The sequence below is a fragment of the Paracoccus liaowanqingii genome (genome assembly GCF_004683865.2).
Taxonomy (GTDB): Bacteria; Pseudomonadota; Alphaproteobacteria; order Rhodobacterales; family Rhodobacteraceae; genus Paracoccus; species Paracoccus liaowanqingii.
In genome coordinates, this window is record NZ_CP038439.1 from 2804811 (window position 1) to 2826045 (window position 21235).

Annotated in this window: 23 protein-coding genes; 6 read left to right on the forward strand and 17 right to left on the reverse strand. The window is 68.1% G+C overall.

The genetic code is table 11. The features are described 5' to 3' along the window. Positions 1 to 23: 23 nt before the first annotated feature. The gene (gene miaB / locus E4191_RS13565; RefSeq protein ID WP_135313871.1) at positions 24 to 1349 is read left to right on the forward strand and encodes a tRNA (N6-isopentenyl adenosine(37)-C2)-methylthiotransferase MiaB; all 1326 of its coding nucleotides are present in this window, start codon (positions 24 to 26) and stop codon (positions 1347 to 1349) included. Positions 1350 to 1548: 199 nt separating this feature from the next. Here miaB and ccoP read toward each other — a convergent pair whose 3' ends face one another. From ccoP to ccoN, 4 genes are read right to left on the reverse strand one after another with little or no spacing between them, the layout of a single operon-like run. Continuing rightward, a complete protein-coding gene (gene ccoP / locus E4191_RS13570; RefSeq protein ID WP_228461329.1) occupies positions 1549 to 2598 on the reverse strand; it encodes a cytochrome-c oxidase, cbb3-type subunit III in 1050 nt (349 codons plus the stop codon). Beyond that, the gene (locus tag E4191_RS13575) at positions 2595 to 2783 is read right to left on the reverse strand and encodes a CcoQ/FixQ family Cbb3-type cytochrome c oxidase assembly chaperone (protein ID WP_135313872.1); all 189 of its coding nucleotides are present in this window, start codon (positions 2781 to 2783) and stop codon (positions 2595 to 2597) included. The genes ccoP and E4191_RS13575 overlap by 4 nt, the downstream gene beginning before the upstream one ends. Positions 2784 to 2793: 10 nt before the next feature. Beyond that, complete coding sequence (ccoO, locus tag E4191_RS13580) at positions 2794 to 3519, reverse strand: cytochrome-c oxidase, cbb3-type subunit II (protein WP_135313873.1); 726 nt, start codon at positions 3517 to 3519, stop codon at positions 2794 to 2796. 12 nt (positions 3520 to 3531) lie between these two features. Then, positions 3532 to 5136: a cytochrome-c oxidase, cbb3-type subunit I gene (gene ccoN, locus E4191_RS13585; protein ID WP_135313874.1), complete on the reverse strand. Its 1605-nt coding sequence runs from the start codon at positions 5134 to 5136 to the stop codon at positions 3532 to 3534. 192 nt (positions 5137 to 5328) lie between these two features. On the opposite strand from ccoN, the gene E4191_RS13590 reads away from it, so the two are divergent. Then, on the forward strand, positions 5329 to 6168 hold the full coding sequence (locus tag E4191_RS13590; protein WP_135313875.1) for a universal stress protein: 840 nt from the start codon (positions 5329 to 5331) through the stop codon (positions 6166 to 6168). A gap of 49 nt (positions 6169 to 6217) precedes the next feature. Here the strand turns inward: E4191_RS13590 and queE are convergent, their stop codons facing one another. From queE to fnrL, 4 genes are all read right to left on the reverse strand, one after another. Next, positions 6218 to 6940, reverse strand: coding sequence for a 7-carboxy-7-deazaguanine synthase QueE (gene queE / locus E4191_RS13595; protein ID WP_135313876.1), 723 nt, complete (start codon positions 6938 to 6940; stop codon positions 6218 to 6220). Then, the gene (gene queD, locus E4191_RS13600; protein ID WP_135313877.1) at positions 6937 to 7290 is read right to left on the reverse strand and encodes a 6-carboxytetrahydropterin synthase QueD; all 354 of its coding nucleotides are present in this window, start codon (positions 7288 to 7290) and stop codon (positions 6937 to 6939) included. Before queD ends, queE begins: the two co-directional genes overlap by 4 nt. Beyond that, positions 7290 to 7997, reverse strand: coding sequence for a 7-cyano-7-deazaguanine synthase QueC (gene queC / locus E4191_RS13605; protein WP_135313878.1), 708 nt, complete (start codon positions 7995 to 7997; stop codon positions 7290 to 7292). Before queC ends, queD begins: the two co-directional genes overlap by 1 nt. A gap of 186 nt (positions 7998 to 8183) precedes the next feature. Then, positions 8184 to 8939 carry a transcriptional regulator FnrL gene (fnrL, locus tag E4191_RS13610; protein WP_228461727.1) on the reverse strand — a complete coding sequence of 252 codons (756 nt, stop codon included), beginning with the start codon at positions 8937 to 8939 and terminating at the stop codon, positions 8184 to 8186. Positions 8940 to 8983: 44 nt separating this feature from the next. Between fnrL and hemN the strand changes: the two genes are divergently transcribed. Further along, entirely contained in the window at positions 8984 to 10339 is a 1356-nt protein-coding gene (gene hemN, locus E4191_RS13615; RefSeq protein WP_135313880.1) for an oxygen-independent coproporphyrinogen III oxidase, read from the forward strand. Positions 10340 to 10409: 70 nt separating this feature from the next. On the opposite strand, the gene polA is transcribed toward hemN, so the two are convergent. Further along, the gene (polA, locus tag E4191_RS13620) at positions 10410 to 13208 is read right to left on the reverse strand and encodes a DNA polymerase I (protein ID WP_135313881.1); all 2799 of its coding nucleotides are present in this window, start codon (positions 13206 to 13208) and stop codon (positions 10410 to 10412) included. A gap of 81 nt (positions 13209 to 13289) precedes the next feature. Here polA and E4191_RS13625 point away from each other — a divergent pair, with 81 nt between their 5' ends. After that, positions 13290 to 13472 (forward strand): DUF2256 domain-containing protein, encoded by a 183-nt coding sequence (locus E4191_RS13625; RefSeq protein WP_135313882.1) that lies wholly within the window; start codon positions 13290 to 13292, stop codon positions 13470 to 13472. Positions 13473 to 13540: 68 nt separating this feature from the next. On the opposite strand, the gene E4191_RS13630 is transcribed toward E4191_RS13625, so the two are convergent. After that, positions 13541 to 13702: a zinc-finger domain-containing protein gene (locus tag E4191_RS13630; protein ID WP_407947066.1), complete on the reverse strand. Its 162-nt coding sequence runs from the start codon at positions 13700 to 13702 to the stop codon at positions 13541 to 13543. Between the two features lie 174 nt (positions 13703 to 13876). Here E4191_RS13630 and E4191_RS13635 point away from each other — a divergent pair, with 174 nt between their 5' ends. Beyond that, complete coding sequence (locus E4191_RS13635) at positions 13877 to 14800, forward strand: ABC transporter ATP-binding protein (protein ID WP_135313884.1); 924 nt, start codon at positions 13877 to 13879, stop codon at positions 14798 to 14800. 102 nt (positions 14801 to 14902) lie between these two features. Here E4191_RS13635 and E4191_RS13640 read toward each other — a convergent pair whose 3' ends face one another. Continuing rightward, positions 14903 to 15283 (reverse strand): HIT domain-containing protein, encoded by a 381-nt coding sequence (locus tag E4191_RS13640; RefSeq protein WP_135313885.1) that lies wholly within the window; start codon positions 15281 to 15283, stop codon positions 14903 to 14905. A 12-nt stretch (positions 15284 to 15295) separates the two neighbouring features. After that, complete coding sequence (locus tag E4191_RS13645) at positions 15296 to 16873, reverse strand: DUF5928 domain-containing protein (protein WP_135313886.1); 1578 nt, start codon at positions 16871 to 16873, stop codon at positions 15296 to 15298. Positions 16874 to 17038: 165 nt separating this feature from the next. Here E4191_RS13645 and E4191_RS13650 point away from each other — a divergent pair, with 165 nt between their 5' ends. Then, complete coding sequence (locus E4191_RS13650) at positions 17039 to 17857, forward strand: sulfotransferase family protein (RefSeq protein WP_135313887.1); 819 nt, start codon at positions 17039 to 17041, stop codon at positions 17855 to 17857. 38 nt (positions 17858 to 17895) lie between these two features. Here E4191_RS13650 and dps read toward each other — a convergent pair whose 3' ends face one another. The 5 genes from dps to ndk form a co-directional block, all read right to left on the reverse strand. Continuing rightward, on the reverse strand, positions 17896 to 18369 hold the full coding sequence (gene dps / locus E4191_RS13655) for a DNA starvation/stationary phase protection protein Dps (RefSeq protein WP_135313888.1): 474 nt from the start codon (positions 18367 to 18369) through the stop codon (positions 17896 to 17898). Positions 18370 to 18502: 133 nt separating this feature from the next. Next, positions 18503 to 18736, reverse strand: a complete 234-nt coding sequence (locus tag E4191_RS13660) for an acyl carrier protein (RefSeq protein ID WP_042251881.1) — start codon at positions 18734 to 18736, stop codon at positions 18503 to 18505. 172 nt (positions 18737 to 18908) lie between these two features. Continuing rightward, entirely contained in the window at positions 18909 to 19646 is a 738-nt protein-coding gene (gene fabG / locus E4191_RS13665) for a 3-oxoacyl-ACP reductase FabG (protein ID WP_135313889.1), read from the reverse strand. Between the two features lie 64 nt (positions 19647 to 19710). Further along, complete coding sequence (fabD, locus tag E4191_RS13670; RefSeq protein ID WP_135313890.1) at positions 19711 to 20637, reverse strand: ACP S-malonyltransferase; 927 nt, start codon at positions 20635 to 20637, stop codon at positions 19711 to 19713. A 141-nt stretch (positions 20638 to 20778) separates the two neighbouring features. Further along, positions 20779 to 21201 (reverse strand): nucleoside-diphosphate kinase, encoded by a 423-nt coding sequence (gene ndk / locus E4191_RS13675; RefSeq protein ID WP_135313891.1) that lies wholly within the window; start codon positions 21199 to 21201, stop codon positions 20779 to 20781. Positions 21202 to 21235 lie beyond the last annotated feature (34 nt).

Consider the following 21235-nt stretch of genomic DNA (forward strand, 5'->3'; position numbering starts at 1 on the left):
GCGACCTCCAAGGACAGCATGACATGACCGCCAGCACCCCGGCCGCGAAAAAACTATTCATCAAGACCTATGGCTGCCAGATGAACGTCTATGACAGCCAGCGCATGGCCGAGGCGATGGGCGCCGAGGGCTATGTGCTGACCGAGGATCAGGCCGACGCCGACATGGTCCTGCTGAACACCTGCCATATCCGCGAGAAGGCCGCCGAGAAGCTGTATTCCGACCTGGGCCGCCTGAAGCCCTTGAAGGCCGCGCGCCCGGATCTGAAGATCGGCGTGGCAGGCTGCGTGGCGCAGGCCGAGGGGGCCGAGATCATCCGCCGCATGCCGCTGGTCGATCTGGTGGTGGGCCCGCAGACCTATCATCGCCTGCCTGCCATGGCGCGGGGCGAGATCCCCGCGATCCAGACCGACTTCCCCGAGGAAGACAAGTTCGACCACCTGCCCGCAGCCCGCGCCACCCGCCGCGCGCCCGCAGCCTTCCTGACCGTGCAGGAGGGCTGCGACAAGTTCTGCGCCTTCTGCGTGGTTCCCTACACCCGCGGCGCCGAGGTCAGCCGCCCGGCGGAGCGCATTCTCTCCGAGGCACGCGATCTGGTGGCGCGCGGCGTGCGCGAGATCACCCTGCTGGGCCAGAACGTCAACGGCTGGCACGGGACGGGCACGGGCGGGGAATGGGGCTTCGGCCGGCTGATCCGCGCGCTTGGCGAGGTGGCCGGGCTGGACCGCATCCGCTATACGACCAGCCATCCCAACGACATGGGCGACGATCTGATCGCGGCGCATCGCGACGTGCCGCAGCTGATGCCCTATCTGCACCTGCCGGTGCAGTCGGGCAGCGACCGGATCCTGAAGGCGATGAACCGCAAGCATACCGCCCAGCAGTACCTGCGCCTGATCGACCGCATCCGCGAGGCCCGGCCCGACATCCTGCTGACCAGCGACTTCATCGTGGGCTTTCCCGGAGAGACCGATCAGGACCATCGGGACACGCTGGACCTGATCGAGAAGGTCGGCTTCGCGATGGCCTACAGCTTTCGCTATTCGCCCCGCCCGGGCACCCCGGCCTTCGACCGCCCCGAGGTCGATCCGGCGGTGGCCGATGCCCGGCTGCAGGAATTGCAGGCCCTGCTGACCCGCAAGCAGAAGGCGGTGCAGCAGGACATGGTGGGCCGCACGGTGGGCGTGCTGTTCGAGAAGGCGGGCCGCGAGACCGGGCAGATGATTGGCAAGTCGGACTATCTGCATTCGGTCTTCGTGCAGACCGATGCCGTGCAGGTGGGCGACCTGCGCGCTGTGCGGATCGTGGAAAGCGCCGCGAACTCGCTGCGGGGCGAACTGGTCGCCTGAAAAGACTGCCGGCCCCCGAGGAACGCGCGAACAGACCGGGGGCCGGCCCTCCGCGCGGTCTGACCGACGCGGAAGCTGGGATCGCGGCACGAGGGGCCGCGAAGAAGGTGCCGGTCCCCCGAGGAACGCGCGAACAGACCGGGGGACCGGACTTTTCCGCGCAGGGCAGGCCCGCGCGGAAACCGGGGATCGGGGGGCGCTACTCGCCGCCGCCCAATCCGTGAACATAGACCGCTAGCGACCGGATCTCGGCCTCGGACAGGCGGTCGCTCCAGGCAGGCATGACGCCATAGGGGCCCTGGCTGATGATGCGGACCAGCGTCTCGGGGTCGCTGCCATAGAGCCAGACCTGATCGTTCAGCGCGGGCGCGCCCTGGCCCCGGTCGCCGCTGCCGTCGTCCATGTGGCAGGCCGCGCAGTTGTCGGCATAGATCCCGGCCCCCGCGGCCGCATCGGCGGCGTCATGGTCCAGGCCCGACAGCGAGCGGACAAAGCCCGCGACCTGCACGATCTGCGCGGGCTCCAGCAACTCGTCGGTGCCATAGCGCGGCATTTCAGAATAGCGGGTGTCCGGGTCCAGCGGATCGCGGATGCCGTGCTGCAGGGTCAGGTGGATGTCGGCCAGGCTGCCGCCCCACAGCCAGCTGTCGTCCAGCAGGTTGGGATAGCCCGGCGCCCCGGCCGCCCCCGCGCCGTGGCATTGCGCGCACCAGGTCCGGTAGAGCGCGCCGCCCGCATTGGTGGCAAAGCCCATCAGCTGCGGATCGGCGGGAATGTCGTCCAGATCGGCCGCGACCAGCGCGGACTGGACCGACGCATTGGCTTGGGCGAAGCGGTCGATCTCGGCCGCGACCTCGCTGCGGGCATTGGTCTTCAGCAGGCCCTGCGTCGCCTGCGTCACCATCGGGATGGCCGGATAGGCGATGACATAGCCGATCGCCCAGACAATCGTGGCGTAGAAGGTCCACAGCCACCAGCGCGGCATCGGGTTGTCGTATTCGGTGATCCCGTCCCACTGGTGCCCGGTCGAGGGGGTCTCCTGCTGGGCCACGCCGTGGCGCTTGCCCCCGCGGCGGGCCTTGGCCCTGGGCGTGACCGGCGCGTCGGGCGCCGTGCGCGGGGGGATGTCGCCGGCGATCTTGGCGGCATGGTCGGCATCGGCGCTCTGGCGGCCCAGCCCGATCCGGTTGTCGGGATTGGCGGGCGAGGCGTGGTCGTCTGCCGGGTCGCGGGGGGTTTCGGACATCATTCGTCCTCCTTGGTCTTGTCCTCGGCAGGACGGGTTTCGTTGCGGAAGATGCTTTCGGCGGCATCCTTCTGGGCGCGGCGGCCAGAGGGGCGGAAGACGAAGACGACCACCCCCACGAAGACCAGCGTCAGCGCCAGCAGGGCCCAGCTGTCGGCAAGCGTGCGAAGAAAGCTGTAGGTTTCCATGATGCCCCCCTCAGCGGTTCGGGTCGGGTTCGAAGGTCGAGAAGTCGACCATCGTGCCCAGCACCTGCAGATAGGCGATCAGGGCGTCCATCTCGGTCAGCTGCGGCTGGCGGTCGAAGTTGCGCAGCTGCGCGCCGGGATAGCGCTCCTGCAGCCCCGCCGCGTCCCCGAAGGGATCGGCCTGGGTGCGGAAGTCGGCCGCCGCGTTCTGCACCATCGCGTCGTCATAGGGCACGCCCACCATCCGGTCGGCCCGCACCCGGTCGGCGATGTGGTCGGGGCGGATCACCCGGTCCAGCAGGAAGGCGTATTTGGGCATGATCGATTCGGGCACCACCGATTGCGGGTCGCGCAGGTGGTCGATGTGCCATTCGTCCGAATAGCGCCCGCCCACCCGGGCCAGATCCGGCCCGGTCCGCTTGGATCCCCACTGGAAGGGGTGGTCGTACATCGATTCCGCCGCCAGGCTGTAATGACCGTAACGCTCGACCTCGTCGCGCATCGGGCGGATCATCTGGCTGTGGCAGACATAGCAGCCCTCGCGAATATAGATGTCGCGGCCGGTCAGCTCCAGGGGCGTGTAGGGCCGCACGCCCTCGACCTCCTCGATGGTGTTCTCCAGGTAGAACAGCGGCGTGATCTGCACGATGCCGCCGATCGAGACGACCAGGAAGGACAGGACCAGCAGCAGGGTCGCGTTCTTCTCGATGATCTTGTGTCTGTCCAGAATGGCCATGACGGGTATCCCTTACTCGGCCGGAACGGCGATGGCGGTGGAGACGGACTTGGGCTGGCGGGCGACGGTCGCCCACAGGTTCCAAGCCATGATGATGGCGCCGGCCAGGTACAGGACCCCGCCCAGGCCGCGCACGACATACATCGGGAACTTGGCGGCGACGGTGTCGGCGAAGGCGTTGACCAGATAGCCGTTCTGGTCGACCTCGCGCCACATCAGCCCCTCCATGATGCCGGTGACCCACATCGCGCTGGCGTAGAGAACGATGCCGATGGTCGCCAACCAGAAGTGCCAGTTCACCAGGGACAGGCTGTACAGCCGGTCGCGTCCCCACAGGCGCGGCGTCAGGTAGTAGAGCGCGCCGAAGGTGATCATCCCGTTCCAGCCGAGCGCGCCGGAATGGACATGCCCGATGGTCCAGTCGGTATAGTGGCTGAGCGAGTTCACCGACTTGATCGACATCATCGGACCCTCGAAGGTCGCCATGCCGTAGAAGCCCACCGCGACGACCATCATGCGGATGATCGGATCGGTGCGCAGCTTGTCCCAGGCCCCCGACAGGGTCATCAGCCCGTTGATCATGCCGCCCCAGCTGGGCATCCACAGCATGATCGAGAACACCATCCCCAGGGTCGCGGCCCATTCGGGCAGCGCGGTGTAGTGCAGGTGGTGCGGCCCCGCCCAGATATAGAGGAAGATGATCGCCCAGAAGTGGATGATCGACAGCTTGTAGGAATAGACCGGGCGCTCGGCCTGCTTGGGGATGAAGTAGTACATCATGCCCAGGAAGCCCGCCGTCAGGAAGAAGCCGACCGCGTTGTGGCCGTACCACCACTGCACCATGGCATCCTGCACGCCGCTGAACAGCTGCACGGACTTGCTGCCCCAAATGCTGACCGGCACGGACAGGTTGTTGACGACGTGCAGCATCGCGATGGTGATGATGAAGGCCAGGTAGAACCAGTTGGCGACGTAGATATGCGGCTCGCGGCGGCGGATGATCGTGCCCAGGAAGACCGCCAGATAGGTCAGCCAGACGATCGTCAGCCACAGGTCGACATACCATTCGGGCTCGGCATATTCCTTGGACTGGGTGGCGCCCAGGATATAGCCGGTGGCCGCCAGCACGATGAACAGGTTGTAGCCCCAGAAGACGAACCAGGCCGCATTGCCGCCCCAGAGCCGCGCCGCCGAGGTGCGCTGCACCACGTAGAAGCTGGTCGCGATCAGCGCGTTGCCCCCGAAGGCGAAGATCACCGCGCTGGTGTGCAGCGGGCGCAGCTTGCCGAAGTTCAGGTAGCCCTGCGTCAGGTCGCTGAAGTTCAGCGCCGGGAAGGCCAGCTGGAAGGCGATGACGACGCCGACCAGAAAGCCCACGATGCCCCATCCCATGGTGGCCACGACGCCGGCGCGCACCACGCCGTCCATGTATTCGTTCGCGTTGACGACGGCCGCGGGCTCGTCGATGCGGCGCACGGTCCACAGGAACATGCCCCCCGCCACCAGCATCACCGTCAGCGCATTGACCATATAGGCCGGATCCCGGGCCAGGTTGGCGCCGATCGCGGCGAAAAGCGTCATCCCCCCCAGCAGGATCAGTTTCACAATGTTCGTCATGCCGGCCTCGTCCCCATCTGCGTCCCTGTGGACCGGCCCCCGAATCATGGGTGGGGGGCGGTCCGGTCCAAGGGGGATAGGCCGGGGGCGGGGGCGAGACCTTGATCTGCGTCAAACCCCGGGATTGATCGGGATCAAGGTGGATCCTGACGGAACGGTCCAGATTGGACGCGTTCACAGCAGGAGGCGAGCATGGCCTACAAGACGATCCTGACGGTTCTCAGCGACCCCGCGCAGATCGCGCAACTGGACGGCGCCGTCCAGTTGGCGGTGGCGCAGGACGCGCATCTGGACATCCTCTGCCTGGGACTGGATCACAGCCAGGCGGGGTATTTCTTTCCGGGCGGCACGCCCTACGGCCTGCAGGAGGCGATCGACAGCGCCCTGCAGGACGCCAGGACGCTGGACGCCCAGGTCCGCCGCCATCTGGCCCGCAGCGCGGATCTGCGCTGGTCCTGCGAGGCGGCGGTGGCCCAGACCGGCGGCATCAGCGGGCTGGTCGGGCTACGGGCGCGGTTCTCGGACCTGACGGTGCTGGCCAGCCCCTATCTGAAGAGCCAGCCGGGCGACGCCGAGGTGGTGACCGAGGCCGCCCTGTTCGAGGGGACCTGCCCGGTCCTCGTCCTGCCGCCCGACCAGCCGGTGGCGATGCCGCCGCGCCGGGTGCTGGTCGCGTGGAACCAGTCGACCGAGGCGCTGGCCGCCATCCGTCGCGCCCTGCCGCTGCTGCGCGAGGCGGAGCTGGTCGAGCTGACCTGCATCGACCCGCGCAGCTCGGGGCCCGAACGCTCGGATCCCGGCGGGGCGCTGGCGCAGATGCTGACCCGGCATGGCGTGCGCGCCCAGATCGCGGTGCTGGCCCGCACCGCGTCGCGCATCAGCGACGAGATCAACCGCCGCGCGCTGGAGATCGACGCCGATCTGGTCGTCATGGGCGCCTATGGCCATTCGCGGCTGCGCGAGGCGATCCTGGGGGGCGCGACGCGCAACATGCTGGAGCAGGCCAGGGTGCCGGTCTTCCTGGCCCGCTGACGGGCCACCTTCAAAGACCTGCGCGCAGGGGGCCGTCGCGGGTCGCGGATCAGACGCCGCGCCGGTTCCCCCACAGCATGACATGCAGCTGCGGCAGCAGGCGCGGGCGGAACCAGCCGTCGGCGGTGACCTTCTCGACCAGCCACAGCAGCCGGTCGGCCACGTCCTGCGCCGCGACCGGGACGGCGGGATCGACCTCGGGATTGCCCGGCTGCAGCACCAAAGGCAGGTCGGGATAGCGGCCCGCCACCTCCTGCGCCCAGGCATAATCGGCATCGTCGAAGACCACGATCTTCATCACCACGGCCCCCGCCCCCTGCCCCGCCGCAAGGCAGGCGTCGAAGGCCGCCCAATCGGGACGCTCTCCGCTGGAGGGCGGCTTGGGGCTGAGGACCAGCATCGACAGGTCCGAGAACCAGTCCCGCGCGACCGAGCCCTGCGTCTCCAGCGCGAAATCATAGCCCTCGGCCCGGCCCCGCGCGATCAGCGGCCCGAAATCCTGGATCGCCGGGTTGCCGCCCGACAGCGACACCGTCAGGGGCCGCCCGCCGGACAGCGCGCACACCCGGTCCCAGACCTGGGCCGTGCTCATCGCCGCCCAGGTCTCGCGATAGGCGCTGTCGACGGCATGCATCGAATCGCACCAGGCGCAGCGATAGTCGCAGCCGCCCGCCCGCACGAAGACGGTGGGCAGGCCGATCAGCGCGCCCTCGCCCTGGATGGTCGGGCCGAAGATCTCGGCGATGCGCAGCGGTTTCTCGGGCGCCTTCATGGCCGGTATTCCGCCCAGGTCTTGGGCGTCTCGCTGACCCGGACGGCGCTGGTCTCGGGCCAGCGGGCGCGGCACCAGTCGAACAGGTGCCGCGCCAGGTTCTCGGCGGTCGAGGGCATGTCCAGCACCTCGTTCAGGTGCCGGTGGTCGAACTGCCCGTCCAGATAGGCCTTGAGCGGGGCCAGTTCGTGATAGTCGCGCACGAAGCCGTCCGCGTTCAGATCCGGCGCCGCCAGCTCGACCACGACGATGTAGTTGTGCCCGTGCAGGCGGGCGCATTGGTGATCGGCGGCCAGATGGTCCAGCCGGTGCGAGGCGCTGAAGTGGAATTCCTTGCTGATCCGGAACATCACGCCCCTCCTGCGGCATGGGCGGCGACGGCCTTGCGCCAGAAGTCGGGATCCTCGTAGTCGGTCGGATCGGCGACCCCGGCCAGGTCAAAGGCCTCGCGCCGTTCCACGCAGGTGCCGCAGCGCCCGCAGTGGTGCAGCCCCCCCTTGTAGCAGGACCAGGTCTGCGCGAAGGGCGTGCCCGCCCTGGCGCCGGCGGCGACGATGTCGGCCTTGGTCGCATGGACGAAAGGCACGTGCAGCGCGATCCGCGCATAGCCGTCCAGCGCCGCATCCTGCATGGCGGCGAAGGCGTCGGTGAAGGCCGGGCGGCAGTCGGGATAGATGAAATGGTCGCCCCCATGCACCGCCGCCGCCACCGCCGCATCGCCCCGGGCCGCGGCGATGCCGAAGGCGACGCTGAGCATGATGGCGTTGCGGTTGGGGACGACGGTCACGCGCATCGTCTCTTCGGCGTAATGGCCGTCGGGGACCGCCAGATCATCGGTCAGCGCCGATCCCGACAGCGCCGTGCCCAGACCCGACAGGTCGACCAGGTGGAAGGGCACGTCCAGGCGGCGCGCGCAGCTTGCCGCGAAGTCCAGTTCCTTGCGGTGGCGCTGGCCGTAATCGAAGCTGACGATGCGGGACAGGCGGCCCTGGCCCGCCAGCACATGGGCGAGCGAGACGGAATCGAGCCCGCCCGAGCAGACGAGAGTGGTGGTCATGTCGGTACCCTTGTTTTTGTGACCCGGGTAGGCTGCGACCGGGAAACGGCGAGGTATCAGAGGCGACAGGGGATGGAAAGAGGGGGCCAGCCCCCCGTCCCGTTCCGGGACTCCCCCCGGGATATTTGGGCCAAGATGAAACGGGGGGATCGGAGGGGGAGGGGGATCTGCCGGGGGGCGGCGGTCTCAGCTGGGCAGACCGCCGTCGCTGTCATCGCCCGACTGTTCGACCAGGCGGGCATAGTCGGTCACGACCACGCCGCGTTTGCCCATGACCTCGATCACCCCGTCGCGCCGCAGCGCGGTGATCTGGCGGCTGACCGTCTCGATCGTCAGGCCCAGATAGTCGGACATGGCCTCGCGGGTCAGCGGCAGTTCCAGTTCCATCCGGCCGGCGGGGCGGGACTTGCTGAGCGCGGCCTGGCGGCGGGCGATGATGGCCAGGAACGAGGCCAGGCGCTCCCGCGCCGTCTTGCGGCCCAGGAGCAGCATCCATTCGCGCGCCGCGTCGAGTTCGTCCAAGGTCATCTCGAGCAGGCGATGCGCCAGATGCGGGGTGGCCTGCATCATCGTGTCGAAGGGCGCGCGGCGAAAGCAGCACAGCACGACATCGGTGGCCGCCGTGGCGTTGTAGGCCGCCAGCGCGCGCCCGGGACGGCCCAGAAAGTCGCTTGGCAGCAGCAGGCCCACCATCTGGGTGCGCCCGTCCTCCAGCACATGGGTGAGAGCCGCGACGCCGGTGACGACCGAGGCCACGAAGTCCATCCGGTCGCCTTCCCACACGATGGGCTGGCCGGCCTCGAAGCTGCGGTAGAACTTGATCTGTTCCAGATGCGCCAGCTCGTCGCCCTCGCACTGGGCGCAGACGGCGCGATAGCGGATGGGACAGTCGGTGCAGCGCACCTGGTCATGCGTTGCAGCGACCGTCGGGCCGGATTTGATCTGGGTCAAGGACGATGTGCGCATTCTCGTTCAACCATAAGGGCATGGAACAGATTTCGCAACTCAGACGTGCCGGCCTGTTCGAGGCGCGGGCGCCCCGCTACACCAGCTATCCGCCCGCGACGCAGTTCGGTCCGGGCGTCGACGGCGACATGGTCGAAGGCTGGATGGCGGCCGTGCCGCCGGGCGCGGCGGTGTCGCTGTATGTCCATGTGCCCTTCTGCAAGCGGCTGTGCTGGTTCTGCGCCTGCCGCACGCAGGGCACGCAGAGCCTGGCCCCGGTCGCGGCCTATGTGGACACGCTGCTGGCCGAGCTGCGCCAGATGCGCCGCCGCCTGCCGCAGGGCGTCGTTCTGTCGCGGCTGCATTGGGGCGGGGGCACGCCCAGCCTGCTGTCGCCCCTCCTCGTCCGACGGCTGGCGGGGGCGATCCTGGACGCCTTTCCGATGGCGCCGGGGGGCGAGTTCTCGGTCGAGATCGACCCGACCGAGATCGACGCCCCGCGCATGGCCGCGCTGGCCGAGGCGGGGATGACCCGCGCCTCGATCGGGGTGCAGGATTTCGATCCGCTGATCCAGGAGGCCATCGGGCGGCCGCAGAGCTTCGCCCTGACCGCCGAGGCCGTCCGGCTGATCCGCGATCACGGCATCGCGGGGCTGAATGCGGACATCCTTTACGGCCTGCCCCACCAGACCGGGGCGCGGATGGCCGAGACGGTGCAGCAGTTGCTGGCGCTGTCGCCGGACCGGGTGGCGCTGTACGGCTATGCCCATGTGCCGTGGATGTCCAAGCGGCAGGTGATGATCCCCGAGGCCACGCTGCCCGATGGCGAGGCGCGGCTGGCGCTGTTCGACACCGCCCGCGCGCTGTTCCTGCAGGACGGATTCGGCCAGATCGGCATCGACCATTTCGCCAAGCCCCATGACCGGCTGGCCCTTGCGGCCGAGCGCGGGCGGCTGCGCCGGAACTTCCAGGGCTACACCGACGACGGGGCGGAGGTCCTGCTGGGGCTGGGGGCCTCGTCGATCTCGCGCTATCCGCAGGGATTCGCGCAGAACGCGCCGGCGACCGGGGTCTATGTGGGCGCGGTGCGGGCGGGTCGGGTGCCGGTGACGCGCGGCCATGCCTTCCGCGCGGAGGATGGCTGGCGGGGCCGGATGATCGAGGCGCTGATGTGCGATTTCCGGATCGACATGACCGAGATCCGGGATCGGTTCGGCCTGTCCCTTGACGTGCAGGCGCAGGTCTATGCGCCGCTTCTGCGCCGCTTCGCCCCCGTGGTCGTGCAGGAGGGCACCATATTGCGGATCACCCCGGAGGGGCAGCCGATGACGCGGCTGGTCGCGCAGGCGCTGGACGGCTATGCGGCGGCCGAGGGAAGCCACTCCTCGGCCGTGTGACGCCGCCGCCGTGCGGGGGTTTCCCACCCCCGCACCCCCGTGGGATATTTTTGGACCGATGCAGGAGAGGTCAGTGCGCCTCGGCCCAGTTGGCGCCGTGGCCCGCATCGACCACCAGCGGGACCGAAAGGCGCAGCGAGGGTTCGGCGGCGGCCTCCATGATCCGGCGGGCGGTGTCGATCAGGGGGTCGGTGGCGTCGTCCCGGACCTCGAAGACCAGTTCGTCATGGACCTGCAGCAGCATGCGGGCGGGCAGGTCCGCGATGGCATCCGGCATGCGGATCATCGCGCGGCGGATGATGTCGGCGGCCGCCCCCTGGATGGGCGCGTTGATGGCCGCGCGCCGCGCGCCGCCGGCGGCGGGGCCGGACTGGTTGATGCCCGGCGTGTTGATGCGGCGGCCGAAGAGGGTGGTCACGTAGCCGTCCTGCTTGGCGTCGGCCACGGTCTTGTCCATGTAGGCGCGGATCTCGGGGAAGCGTTCGAAATAGGTGTCGATGAAGCTTTGCGCCTCGGCCCGGGGGATGCGCAGGTTCCGGGACAGGCCGAAGCCCGAGATGCCGTAGATCACCCCGAAATTGATCGCCTTGGCCCGGCGGCGGATCATCGGATCCATCCCCTCGACGGGCACGCCGAACATCTGGCTGGCGGTCATCGCATGGATGTCGATGCCGTCCAGGAAGGCCTGCTTCAGCGCCGGGATGTCGGCGACATGGGCCAGGATGCGCAGCTCGATCTGGCTGTAGTCGAGGCTGACGAGGCGATAGCCCTCGGGCGCGATGAAGGCCTGGCGGATGCGGCGGCCCTCGTCGGTGCGGATCGGGATGTTCTGCAGGTTCGGCTCGGTCGAGGACAGGCGCCCGGTCTGCGCGCCGGTGATCGAATAGCTGGTATGGACCCGGCCCGTGTCGGGATGGACATAGGTCGGCAGCGCGTCGGTATAGGTCGATTTCAGCTTGGCGATCTGGCGCCAGTCCAGCACCCGGGCGGGCAGGTCATGGCCTTCGGCTGCCAGATCCTCGAGCACGTCGGCGCTGGTCGAGAAGGCGCCGGTCTTGCCCTGCCTGCCGCCCGCAAGGCCCATCTTGCCGAACAGGATCTCTCCCAGCTGCTTGGGGCTGCCGATGTTGAAGCTCTGCCCGGCCAGGCCGTGGATCTCGTCCTCCAGCCCCGCCATCTTCTGGGCGAAGGCGTTGGACATGCGCCGCAGCACGTCGGTGTCGACGCGGATGCCCGCCATCTCCATCTGCGCCAGGACCGGGATCATCGGGCGTTCCAGCGTGTGATAGGTGGTCGAGACCTTCTCCACCGGAAGCATCGGCGCGAAATGCTGCCAGAGGCGCAGGGTCACGTCGGCATCCTCGGCCGCGTAGGGGGCGGCCTTGTCGATGGCCACCTGCGCGAAGTTCAGCTGGCCCTTGCCCGATCCGATCAGGTCCTTGATCGGAATGCATTTGTGGCCCAGATAGCGCTCCGCCAGCTCGTCCATGCCGTGATTGTGGGTGCCTGCGTTCAGCGCATAGGACATCAGCATCGTGTCGGCCAAGGGCGTCATCTCGATCCCGTGGCGGGCCAGCATCTTCCAGTCGTATTTCATGTTCTGGCCAATCTTCAGGATCGCGGGATCCTGCAGCACGGGCCTCAGCGCGGCCAGCACGGCGGCGGGATCCAGCTGCCCGGCGACCCGGGCGGACTGGCCGAACAGATCGTCGCCCCCCGCCACATGGCCCAGGGGGATGTAGCAGGCCCGTCCCGGCGCCACCGCCAGGCTGATGCCCACGAGGCCCGCCTGCATCTCGTCGAGGCTGGTCGTCTCGGTGTCGATCGCGACATGGCCGGTCTCGACGATCGCGGCGATCCAGGCGTCCAGCGCCGCCATGTCGGTCACCGTCTCGTAGGCCGAGGCGTCGATGGCGGGCTGGTCGGGGGCCGTGGGCGCGTCGCTGGCGGGGGCGGCCTGGATGGCGGGCGCCTCGGCCCCCAGCACCTCGGCCACGCGGTTGGTCAAGGTGCGGAACTCCATCTCGGACAGGAAGGCCACAAGGCGGTCGGCATCGGGGCGCTTGACCGCGAGGCTTTCCAACGTGACGTCCAAGGGCGTGTCGCAATCCAGCGTCACAAGGCGCTTGCTGATGCGGATCTGGTCGGCATGGTCGATCAGGGTCTGGCGGCGCTTGGGCTGCTTGATTTCCCCTGCGCGCGCCAGCAGGGTTTCCAGATCGCCGTATTCCTGGATCAGCAGGGCGGCGGTCTTGATGCCGATGCCCGGCGCGCCGGGGACGTTGTCGACCGGATCGCCGGCCAGCGCCTGCACGTCCACGACGCGGTCGGGGAAGACGCCGAACTTCTCGAAGACCTCGTCGCGGCCGATGAGCTTGTTCTTGATCGGGTCCAGCATGTCCACGCCGTCGCCGATCAGCTGCATCAGGTCCTTGTCGCTGCTGATGATCGTGGCCGAGCCCCCGGCATTGCGCGCGGCGCAGGCCATGGCGGCGATGATGTCGTCGGCCTCGTAGCCTTGTGTCTCGATGCAGGCGATGTTGAAGGCGCGGGTCGCGTCGCGGGTCAGGGGGAATTGCGGGCGCAGGTCCTCGGGCGGCTCGGGGCGCTGCGCCTTGTAGGCCGGGTAGATCTCGTTGCGGAAGGTCTTGGAGGAATGGTCGAAGATCACCGCCGCATGGGTGGGCGCGGTATGCCCGTCATCGGTCTGCACATAACGCCAGAGCATGTTGCAGAACCCCGCGACAGCCCCCACCGGCAGGCCGTCGGACTTGCGGGTCAGGGGGGGCAGCGCGTGATAGGCGCGGAAGATGAAGGCCGATCCGTCGATCAGATGCAGGTGACAGCCCTTGCCGAATGCGTCGTCCATGATCATCTGCCCCTCGTGCTGTGGTCTGGCCCGCCTTTTGCCACGGCTGCCTGTGATCTTCCAGTGACCCCGGGGACCCCCATGCCCAAGATGCGCCGCAAGTCCGACCTGCCGACCAAGATCTGCGCCGCCTGCGGGCTGCCCTTCACCTGGCGCAAGAAATGGGAGCGGGACTGGGATCAGGTGCGCTACTGCTCGGACCGCTGCCGGGGCAAGGGCGCCAAGGGCGGGGCCGGGACGGGTGGCGCCGCCACCCCGGGGTGACGGCCCCCTCGATGGGGGCGGTCGGCCCGCGCCGGGCCGGGACGGCGATCGGCCGGCGCCGTCAGGCGCTAGTGGTCGTCATGGGCGTGATCGCGGTCGATCACGAAGCGCTTGTCGCAATAGCCGCAATCGACGAAGCCCGCCTCGGGCGAGATCGCCAGCCAGACGCGCGGGTGGCCCAGGCCCGCCGTGTCGTCGCCATCGCAGCTGACGCGCCAGCGGGTGACGATCTGGGTGGCCGGGGCGGGGCGGGTCCGCGCCTCGGGACCGGTATTGGTGGAGAGCGGGGTCTCGGGCGTCACGTGCTCTGTCATGGCTGGCCTTCTTGTGGCGGCGGTCGGCATCTGGTCTAACCCCCATAGCGCAGCGCCGCCCGGCTTCGCAAGCACTGCAAGGAACGCCCCATGTCCGACGCCATCCGCATCCAGGGTCTGTCCAAGACCTATGCCGCCCAAGGAACCGCCCCGCCCAAGGAGGCGCTGAAGGGGATCGACCTGGACATTCCCGCGGGCAGCATCTTCGGGCTTCTGGGCCCGAACGGGGCGGGCAAGTCGACGATGATCAACATCCTGGCGGGGCTGGTGAACAAGACGGCGGGCAAGGTCACCATCTGGGGCTTCGATCAGGACGTGAACCCGCGCCAGTCGCGCGCCGCCATCGGGGTGATGCCGCAGGAACTGAACATGGATCCGTTCTTCACCCCGCGCGCCAGCCTGGAGGTGCAGGCGGGCCTCTATGGCGTACCCAAGGCCGAGCGCTGGACGGACGAGTTGCTGGCGCTGGTGGGCCTGACCGACCAGGCCAATGCCTATGCCCGGTCGCTGTCGGGAGGGATGAAGCGGCGGCTGCTGCTGGCCAAGGCGCTGGTCCACCGGCCCCATATCCTGGTCCTGGACGAGCCCACCGCCGGCGTCGACATCACCCTGCGCGAGATGCTGTGGAAGAACGTCCGCCGCCTGAACGACCAGGGCATGACCATCATCCTGACCACCCATTACCTGGAAGAGGCCGAGCAGATGTGCGACGAGATCGCCATCATCAACCACGGCCAGGTCGTCGTGCGGCAGGACACCCAGACCCTGCTGTCGCGCACCGACGGCAAGACGATGGTGCTGGACACCGGCGGCCCGGTGACCCTGCCGCCCCTGCCCCCGGGCGCGCGCAGCGAGATCCGCCCCGACGGGCGGCTGGCGATCAGCTATCCGCCCTCGCGGCTGCGGGCCGACCAGATCCTGGACGTGCTGCGCGAGGCGGGCGTGCCGATCCTGGACGTGGCGACCGAGCAGGCCGATCTGGAGGATGTCTTCGTCGAGCTGACCCGCGACTGAGTGGGGCGGCGGCGAAGTCGGAGGGGGGCGCTGCCCCCGTCCTGCGGACTCCCCCGGGATATTTTTGCCAAGATGAAATTCCCCCCGAGGGGGAAGGCAGGATCAGCCGCGGGCGCCGATCATCGGGCCCATGATCGCGCCGCCCATGATGTGGAGGTGGAAATGCGGCACCTCCTGCACGCCGTGGTGCCCCGCATTGGTGATCGCGCGGAAGCCCTCGCCGTCTTCCAGCCCGATGCCCTCCAGCGTGCAGACCTGCGCGCAGAGCCGCATGAAGGCGGTGATCTCGGCCTCGGTCGCGTTGGCGGCGAAGTCGTCGAAGCTGACATAGCGGCCCTTGGGGATCACCAGCACGTGGTGGGGTGCCTTGGGCTGGATGTCGCGGAAGGCCAGGGCATGGTCGTTCTGCGCCACGGTGTCGTTGGGGATCTCGCCGCGCAGGATGCGGGCGAAGATGTTGCTGTCGTCATAGGCGAAGGCCATGGGATTTGTCTCCTAGTCGTCGAAGAGGTAGGGGGTTTCGGCCAAGGCGCGGGCCGCGTCCGGGGTGATGCCCAGAAACTCGGCCAGCGCGGCGGCGTTCCGGTCGGTCCCGGCCGTCTCGGACAGGATCGAGAAGCGGCGGAACCCGGCTTCCTTGACCCGGTCGGCCTCGTGTTCCAGGTCGTTGCGCATGATCGGCAGCAGGCGGTCCACCATGACGGGGGGCGCATCCGGGCTGACCAACCCCACCCGGCCCATATGGCCGCGCACATAGTCGTCGTCGAAGCGGCTGTCGATGAACAGGACCCGCGTCTCGGCCCGGTCGCCGTCGAAATCCGCGATCAGCGCCAGCGCCGAGGGGTCGACACAGAAGACCAGCTGGCTGGCCTCGAACTGCTCGAACATCAGTTTGACCAGCGCCCGGCGGTGGCGTTCGCGCTTGCCGACCGAATTGGCCACCCCGCCCATGTCCGGCAGGTTGGCCTCCTGCTCGTTGAAGACGTAATCGACCGCGGGCACCTCGGTCTGGGCGCGGATGGCGGCGGTCAGGCGCTTGGCGATGTGCCATTTCTTGGCGACGATCATGTGGACGACCCGCTCGTGCCCCAGGCTGCCGTCGGTTTCCCAGAAGCGCGGGGCGAAGCGGCGCCCGATCCGGCCGCGCCCGGTGAGGAAGCCGAACAGCTGGCGCCCCTCGGCGGCGATGGCGAAATCCTGGCCCTGCGCCTGCCACAGCGCGCCCAGCCTCTCGCGCAGGTCCAGCGCCTCGGGGCTGATCTTTCGGGCGAACAGGTAGCCCTGGCGCAGCAGCAGGTCGTACTGGTCGTTGTAGAAGGTGACCGGCATCCCGTAATCGGTGAAGATCAGGAAGGTCAGCGTCCGGGTGCGGATCTGCTTGCGGGGCACCAGATGGGCGACCAGGGTCTGGAAGAAGGTCTCGTCCGGGATCCAGGTCGTGCTGAAGAAGCGCACGATCTCGGGGCGCTGGCGGATCAGGTCCAGGATCGCCTCGACGGTCTGGCGGCGCAGGCACCACCATTGCGAGCCGATCATCACCTGGATGTCCTTGGGCACGTCGCGGGTCAGGCCGAAGCGCTTCTGCAGCTCGTAGCTGGTGTAGAACAGCCACTTCTGCGTGCGCTCGTTGAACCAGTGGCGATAGACCAGCCGTTCTTCCTTGAAGCCGGTCTTGATCCAGTCGCTGTCGAAGAAGTCGAAGCTCTCGATATAGTCGCATTCCTCGGCCTCGAGGAAATTGCGGGCGAATTCGGCCGACTTGATGGGCATGCAGTCGCCCGACAGCATGTAGAAATGCGTGGCCTGCGGAAAGGCCGCCTCGGCCGCGCGCAGCGCCTCCAGCGTGGCGGCGACCAGGGACCACTCGCCCCACCCGCAATGCAGGCGTCGTGCTGCAAATGCCACGCCGGGATGATCGCCGAGCGCGTCCCTGATCTGCTGAAACATCGCCTTGGGCGCGCGCTTGTCGAAATGGATCGAGACGTAATCACCGGTGGCCGTCAGCCGCCGGGCCTGATCGATGACCCCCTGGGGGTCCTTGTGCGTGAGCAGGATGAAGGCAATGCGGGCCATGTGGTATGCGGTGTCCGATGACTGATTACACTTGAATCAACGTAAGGCGTTGAAAATCTCTCTGGCTTTTGGTTTGTGTGTGTAACCATTTTTGTCGTTGGGACAAGCAGGACGGCATCCGGCCGCCACTTGCCAGAGCCGCAGCGAATACGGAGTAGGTTCACGATGGGTTTTCCCGGCGTTTGGATGACGGAAAGCGAAAGCATGATCTATCGGGTCGTGCCGAAATGCGCATGTTCGACGATCGGGCAGATCATGTTCTATTCGGACCAGGGGCGCTTCTTCGACGGCGACATCCATGATTCGACGGACGGGATGCACAAATGGGCGCAGGACGGCAGCCATGACGCGATCGAGCGCGCCGTCCACGCCCGCGAGGCGGTGACCTTCACCTGCGTGCGCAACCCGTATGCGCGGCTCCTGTCGTCGTTCTTCGACAAGATCGCGGGGATCCAGCGCAACGGCAAGCGCTATCGCGGCAATCTGGTGCCGCAGCTGGTCCAGCGCTACGGCATCGACGTGGGCTCGCCCGACAACGGGTTCGAGTTCGACCAGATCGCCAGCTTCCGGCGCTTCCTGCTGTTCGCGCGCGACACCATCCGGTTCCGCAAGCCGATGGAGCCGGACATCCACTGGTCGGCCATGTCGGGCCATATCTCGACCTTCATCGTGAATGGCGGGCGCTACGACCAGATCTTCTTCACCGAGGCGTTCAACGACGGCATGCAGAAGGTGCTGGACGAGGCCGAGACGCCCGTGCATCTGGATCTGGCGCAGGTGCCGCGCTTCAACGAGTCCGAGGGGCACGGCCCCAAGCGGGCGCACAAGGTCAGCGACTATTTCGACGACCTGTCGCGCCACCTGATCTGGGAAATCTACAAGGACGATTTCCAGCTGTTCAAGTACGACTTCGACAATCCGGACAACAAGATGCCCCTGGGCGAGGTCGATCTGGACGAGGTTCACGCCAAGCTGGGCCGCTGACGGCCTGCGCGGGCGCCGTCAAGGCGCCCGCAGAACCATCACTCCAGATGGCTTTCCAGGAACCACAGGTCCTTGTCGGCCGTGCGCGAGGCTGCGGTGAAGATGTCGGCGGTGTTCGCGTCGCCCGCCTCGTCCGTCGTGTCGATGGCCGCGCGCAGCTTTTCCCCGTGATCGCGCATGCGGGCGCAGATCTGGGCGATGTGGTCGGCGGACTTCGTCAGGTCGGTCGGGTATTCCTGCAGCGTCGTCGCCTTGGCGATCGTCTCGGCGGTGCCCAAGGCGGTGCCGTCCAGGATCTGGACGCGCTCGGCGAAGATGTCCAGATGCTCCTGCAGACGGCCATAGACGACGTCCAGCAACTCGTGGACCGCGATGAAGTTCGGGCCCTTGATGTTCCAGTGCGCCTGCTTGATGGCCAGCGACAGCGCCAGTCCGTCGGCCAGCCGGGCGTTCAGTTCCGAGATTGCGGTCTTGCGGGCATTGTCGGTCAGCCCCTTTACGTTGACGGCCATGTCAGGCTCCTCTTGTCGGGTTCGCCTGCCCAACACGACGGGGCGGCGCAGGGTTCCCGGAACGAGAAACGGCGCCTCCCCAGAGGGAGGCGCCGTTCGTCTGGCCGCACCAAGGCGCGGCGCCGAGCGTCGGTCAGACCGCGCCCTTGATGAAGGTCACCGCGTCTCCGACGGTCTGGATGGTCTCGGCGGCGTCATCGGGGATCTCGATCCCGAACTCTTCCTCGAAAGCCATGACCAGCTCGACGGTATCGAGGCTGTCGGCGCCCAGGTCGTCGATGAACGAGGCGGATTCAACCACCTTGTCCTCGTCGACACCCAGATGCTCGACCACGATCTTCTTCACGCGATCAGCGATATCGCTCATGTCATATCCTCATTCTCGCGGGCATCCGCCCAGTTTTGCGCGGACGCAGAAGGTCCGGTTCAGCACAGGGCGGTTCCCCTGCTGCTAAAGGCCGGGATATAGCACCCATGAACCCTCATGCAACCGCTTTCGCACGGTTTGCGGCGCGGCGTTGCGGCCGCGCCGCCCCCTGTCAGATCATGGCCATGCCGCCGTTCACGTGCAGCGTGGCGCCGGTGACATAGCCGGCCGCCGGGCTGGCCAGATAGAGGACCGCGGCGGCGATATCCTCGGGGCTGCCCATCTGGCCCGCGGGGATCTGGGTCAGGATCTTGCCCTTCTGATCCTCGGTCAGCTTGTCGGTCATCGGGGTGGCGATGAAGCCCGGCGCCACGCAATTCACGGTGATGCCGCGGCTGGCCACCTCGTAGGCCAGCGACTTGGACATGCCCACGACCCCGGCCTTGGCGGCGGCATAGTTGCCCTGCCCCGGATTGCCCGTGGCCCCCACGACCGAGGTGATGTTGACGATCCGCCCCCACCGCGCCTTCATCATGCCGCGCAGCACGCCGCGCGACAGCTTGAAGACGCTGCCCAGGTTCACGTCCAGCACCTGCGCCCATTCGTCGTCCGACATGCGCATGAACAGGTTGTCCCGGGTGATCCCGGCATTGTTGACCAGGATGTCGACCGACCCCATCGCCTCGACCGCCGCCTTGGGCAGCGCCAGGACCGAGGCCGGATCGCCCAGATCGGCCGTCACCACATGGGCGCGATCGCCCAAGCGGTCCGCCAGCGCGCGCAGCGGCGCCTCGCGCGTGCCCGACAGCGCCACCGTGGCCCCGGCCCCGTGCAGGGCCTGGGCGATCGCGCCGCCGATCCCGCCCGAAGCGCCCGTCACCAGCGCGGTCTTTCCCGTCAGATCGAACATGCCAAAAGCCTCTTCTTCTTCATCCAAATATCCCGGGGTCCGGGGCAGCGCCCCGGTCCGCAGGTCAGCCCTTCAGCGCGGCCACGTCCGCGGGCACGCCCACGTTGCGGACCGTCACGTCGCGCGCCGTCCGCTTGATCATCCCCGACAGGGCCTTGCCCGCGCCGATCTCCCAGAACTCGGTCACGCCGGCCCCAGCCAGGTTGGCGATGGATTCGCGCCAGCGCACGGTGCCGGTCACCTGCTCGACCAGCAGGCGGCGGATGGCGCCGGGCTCGATCACCGCCTCGGCGCGGACATTGGCGATCAGCGGCACGGCGGGCGGCTGGATGTCCACGCCCGCCAGCGCATCGGCCATGGCCGCCGCCGCCGGCTGCATCAGCACCGAATGGAACGGCGCCGAGACGGGCAGCATCAGCGCCCGCTTGGCGCCTGCCGCCTTCATCGCCTCGGCCGCGGCCTCGACCGCGCCCTTGTGCCCCGAGATCACGACCTGCGCCGGATCGTTGTCATTGGCGGCCTGCACGACCTCGTCGCCGCCGATCTCGCGGCAGATGTGGTCGACCGTCGCGAAGTCCAGCCCCAGGATCGCGGCCATGGCGCCGACGCCCACCGGCACGGCCTCCTGCATGGCCTGGCCGCGCAGGCGCAGCAGGCGGGCGGTGTCGGACAGGGTCAGCGAGCCCGCCGCGCACAGCGCCGAATATTCGCCAAGCGAATGGCCCGCGACGAAATTGGCATCCATGATGTTGATGCCCTCGGATTCCATCGCGCGGAAGGCGGCGATGGACGTGGCCATCAGCGCGGGCTGGGCGTTGCGGGTCAGGGTCAGCGTGTCGGCATCCCCCTCCCAGATCAGCGCCGACAGGGACTCGCCCAGGGCGGCGTCCACCTCGTCGAAGACATCGCGCGCGGCCGGGTAGGCCAGCGCCAGTTCGCGCCCCATCCCGATGGTCTGCGCGCCTTGCCCCGGAAACACGAATGCCCGCATGGCGGTCCCCCTGAAATCATTGCGTTGCCGACGGGCATAGCCTGCGGCCGCGCCTGCCGCAACCGACCCGCACGTGTGGCCGCGCAACAAAAAGGGGCCCGCGAGGGGCCCCTTTCCAGCAATCCTGCGGATCGGATGCGATCAGCCGACCAGTTCGAGGCCCGAGAAGAAGAAGGCGATCTCGTCCTTGGCGGTGTCGGCGGCGTCAGAGCCGTGGACCGAGTTCTCGCCCATGGACAGGGCGAATTCCTTGCGGATGGTGCCCTCGTCCGCATTGGCCGGGTTGGTCGCGCCCATCACTTCGCGGTTCTTGGCGATGGCGTTCTCGCCTTCCAGGACCTGCACCACGACCGGCTCGGAGGCCATGAACTCGACCAGCTCGCCATAGAAGGGACGGTCCTTGTGGACCTCGTAGAACTTGCCGGCCTGCGCGGGCGACAGGTGGATGCGCTTGGAGGCGACGATGCGCAGGCCGGCCTCCTCGAACTTGGCGTTGATCTTGCCGGTCAGGTTGCGGCGGGTGGCGTCGGGCTTGAGGATGGAAAGCGTGCGTTCGATGGCCATGGGTCTTCACCTTGTCTGCTGTGCGGGCCGGGGC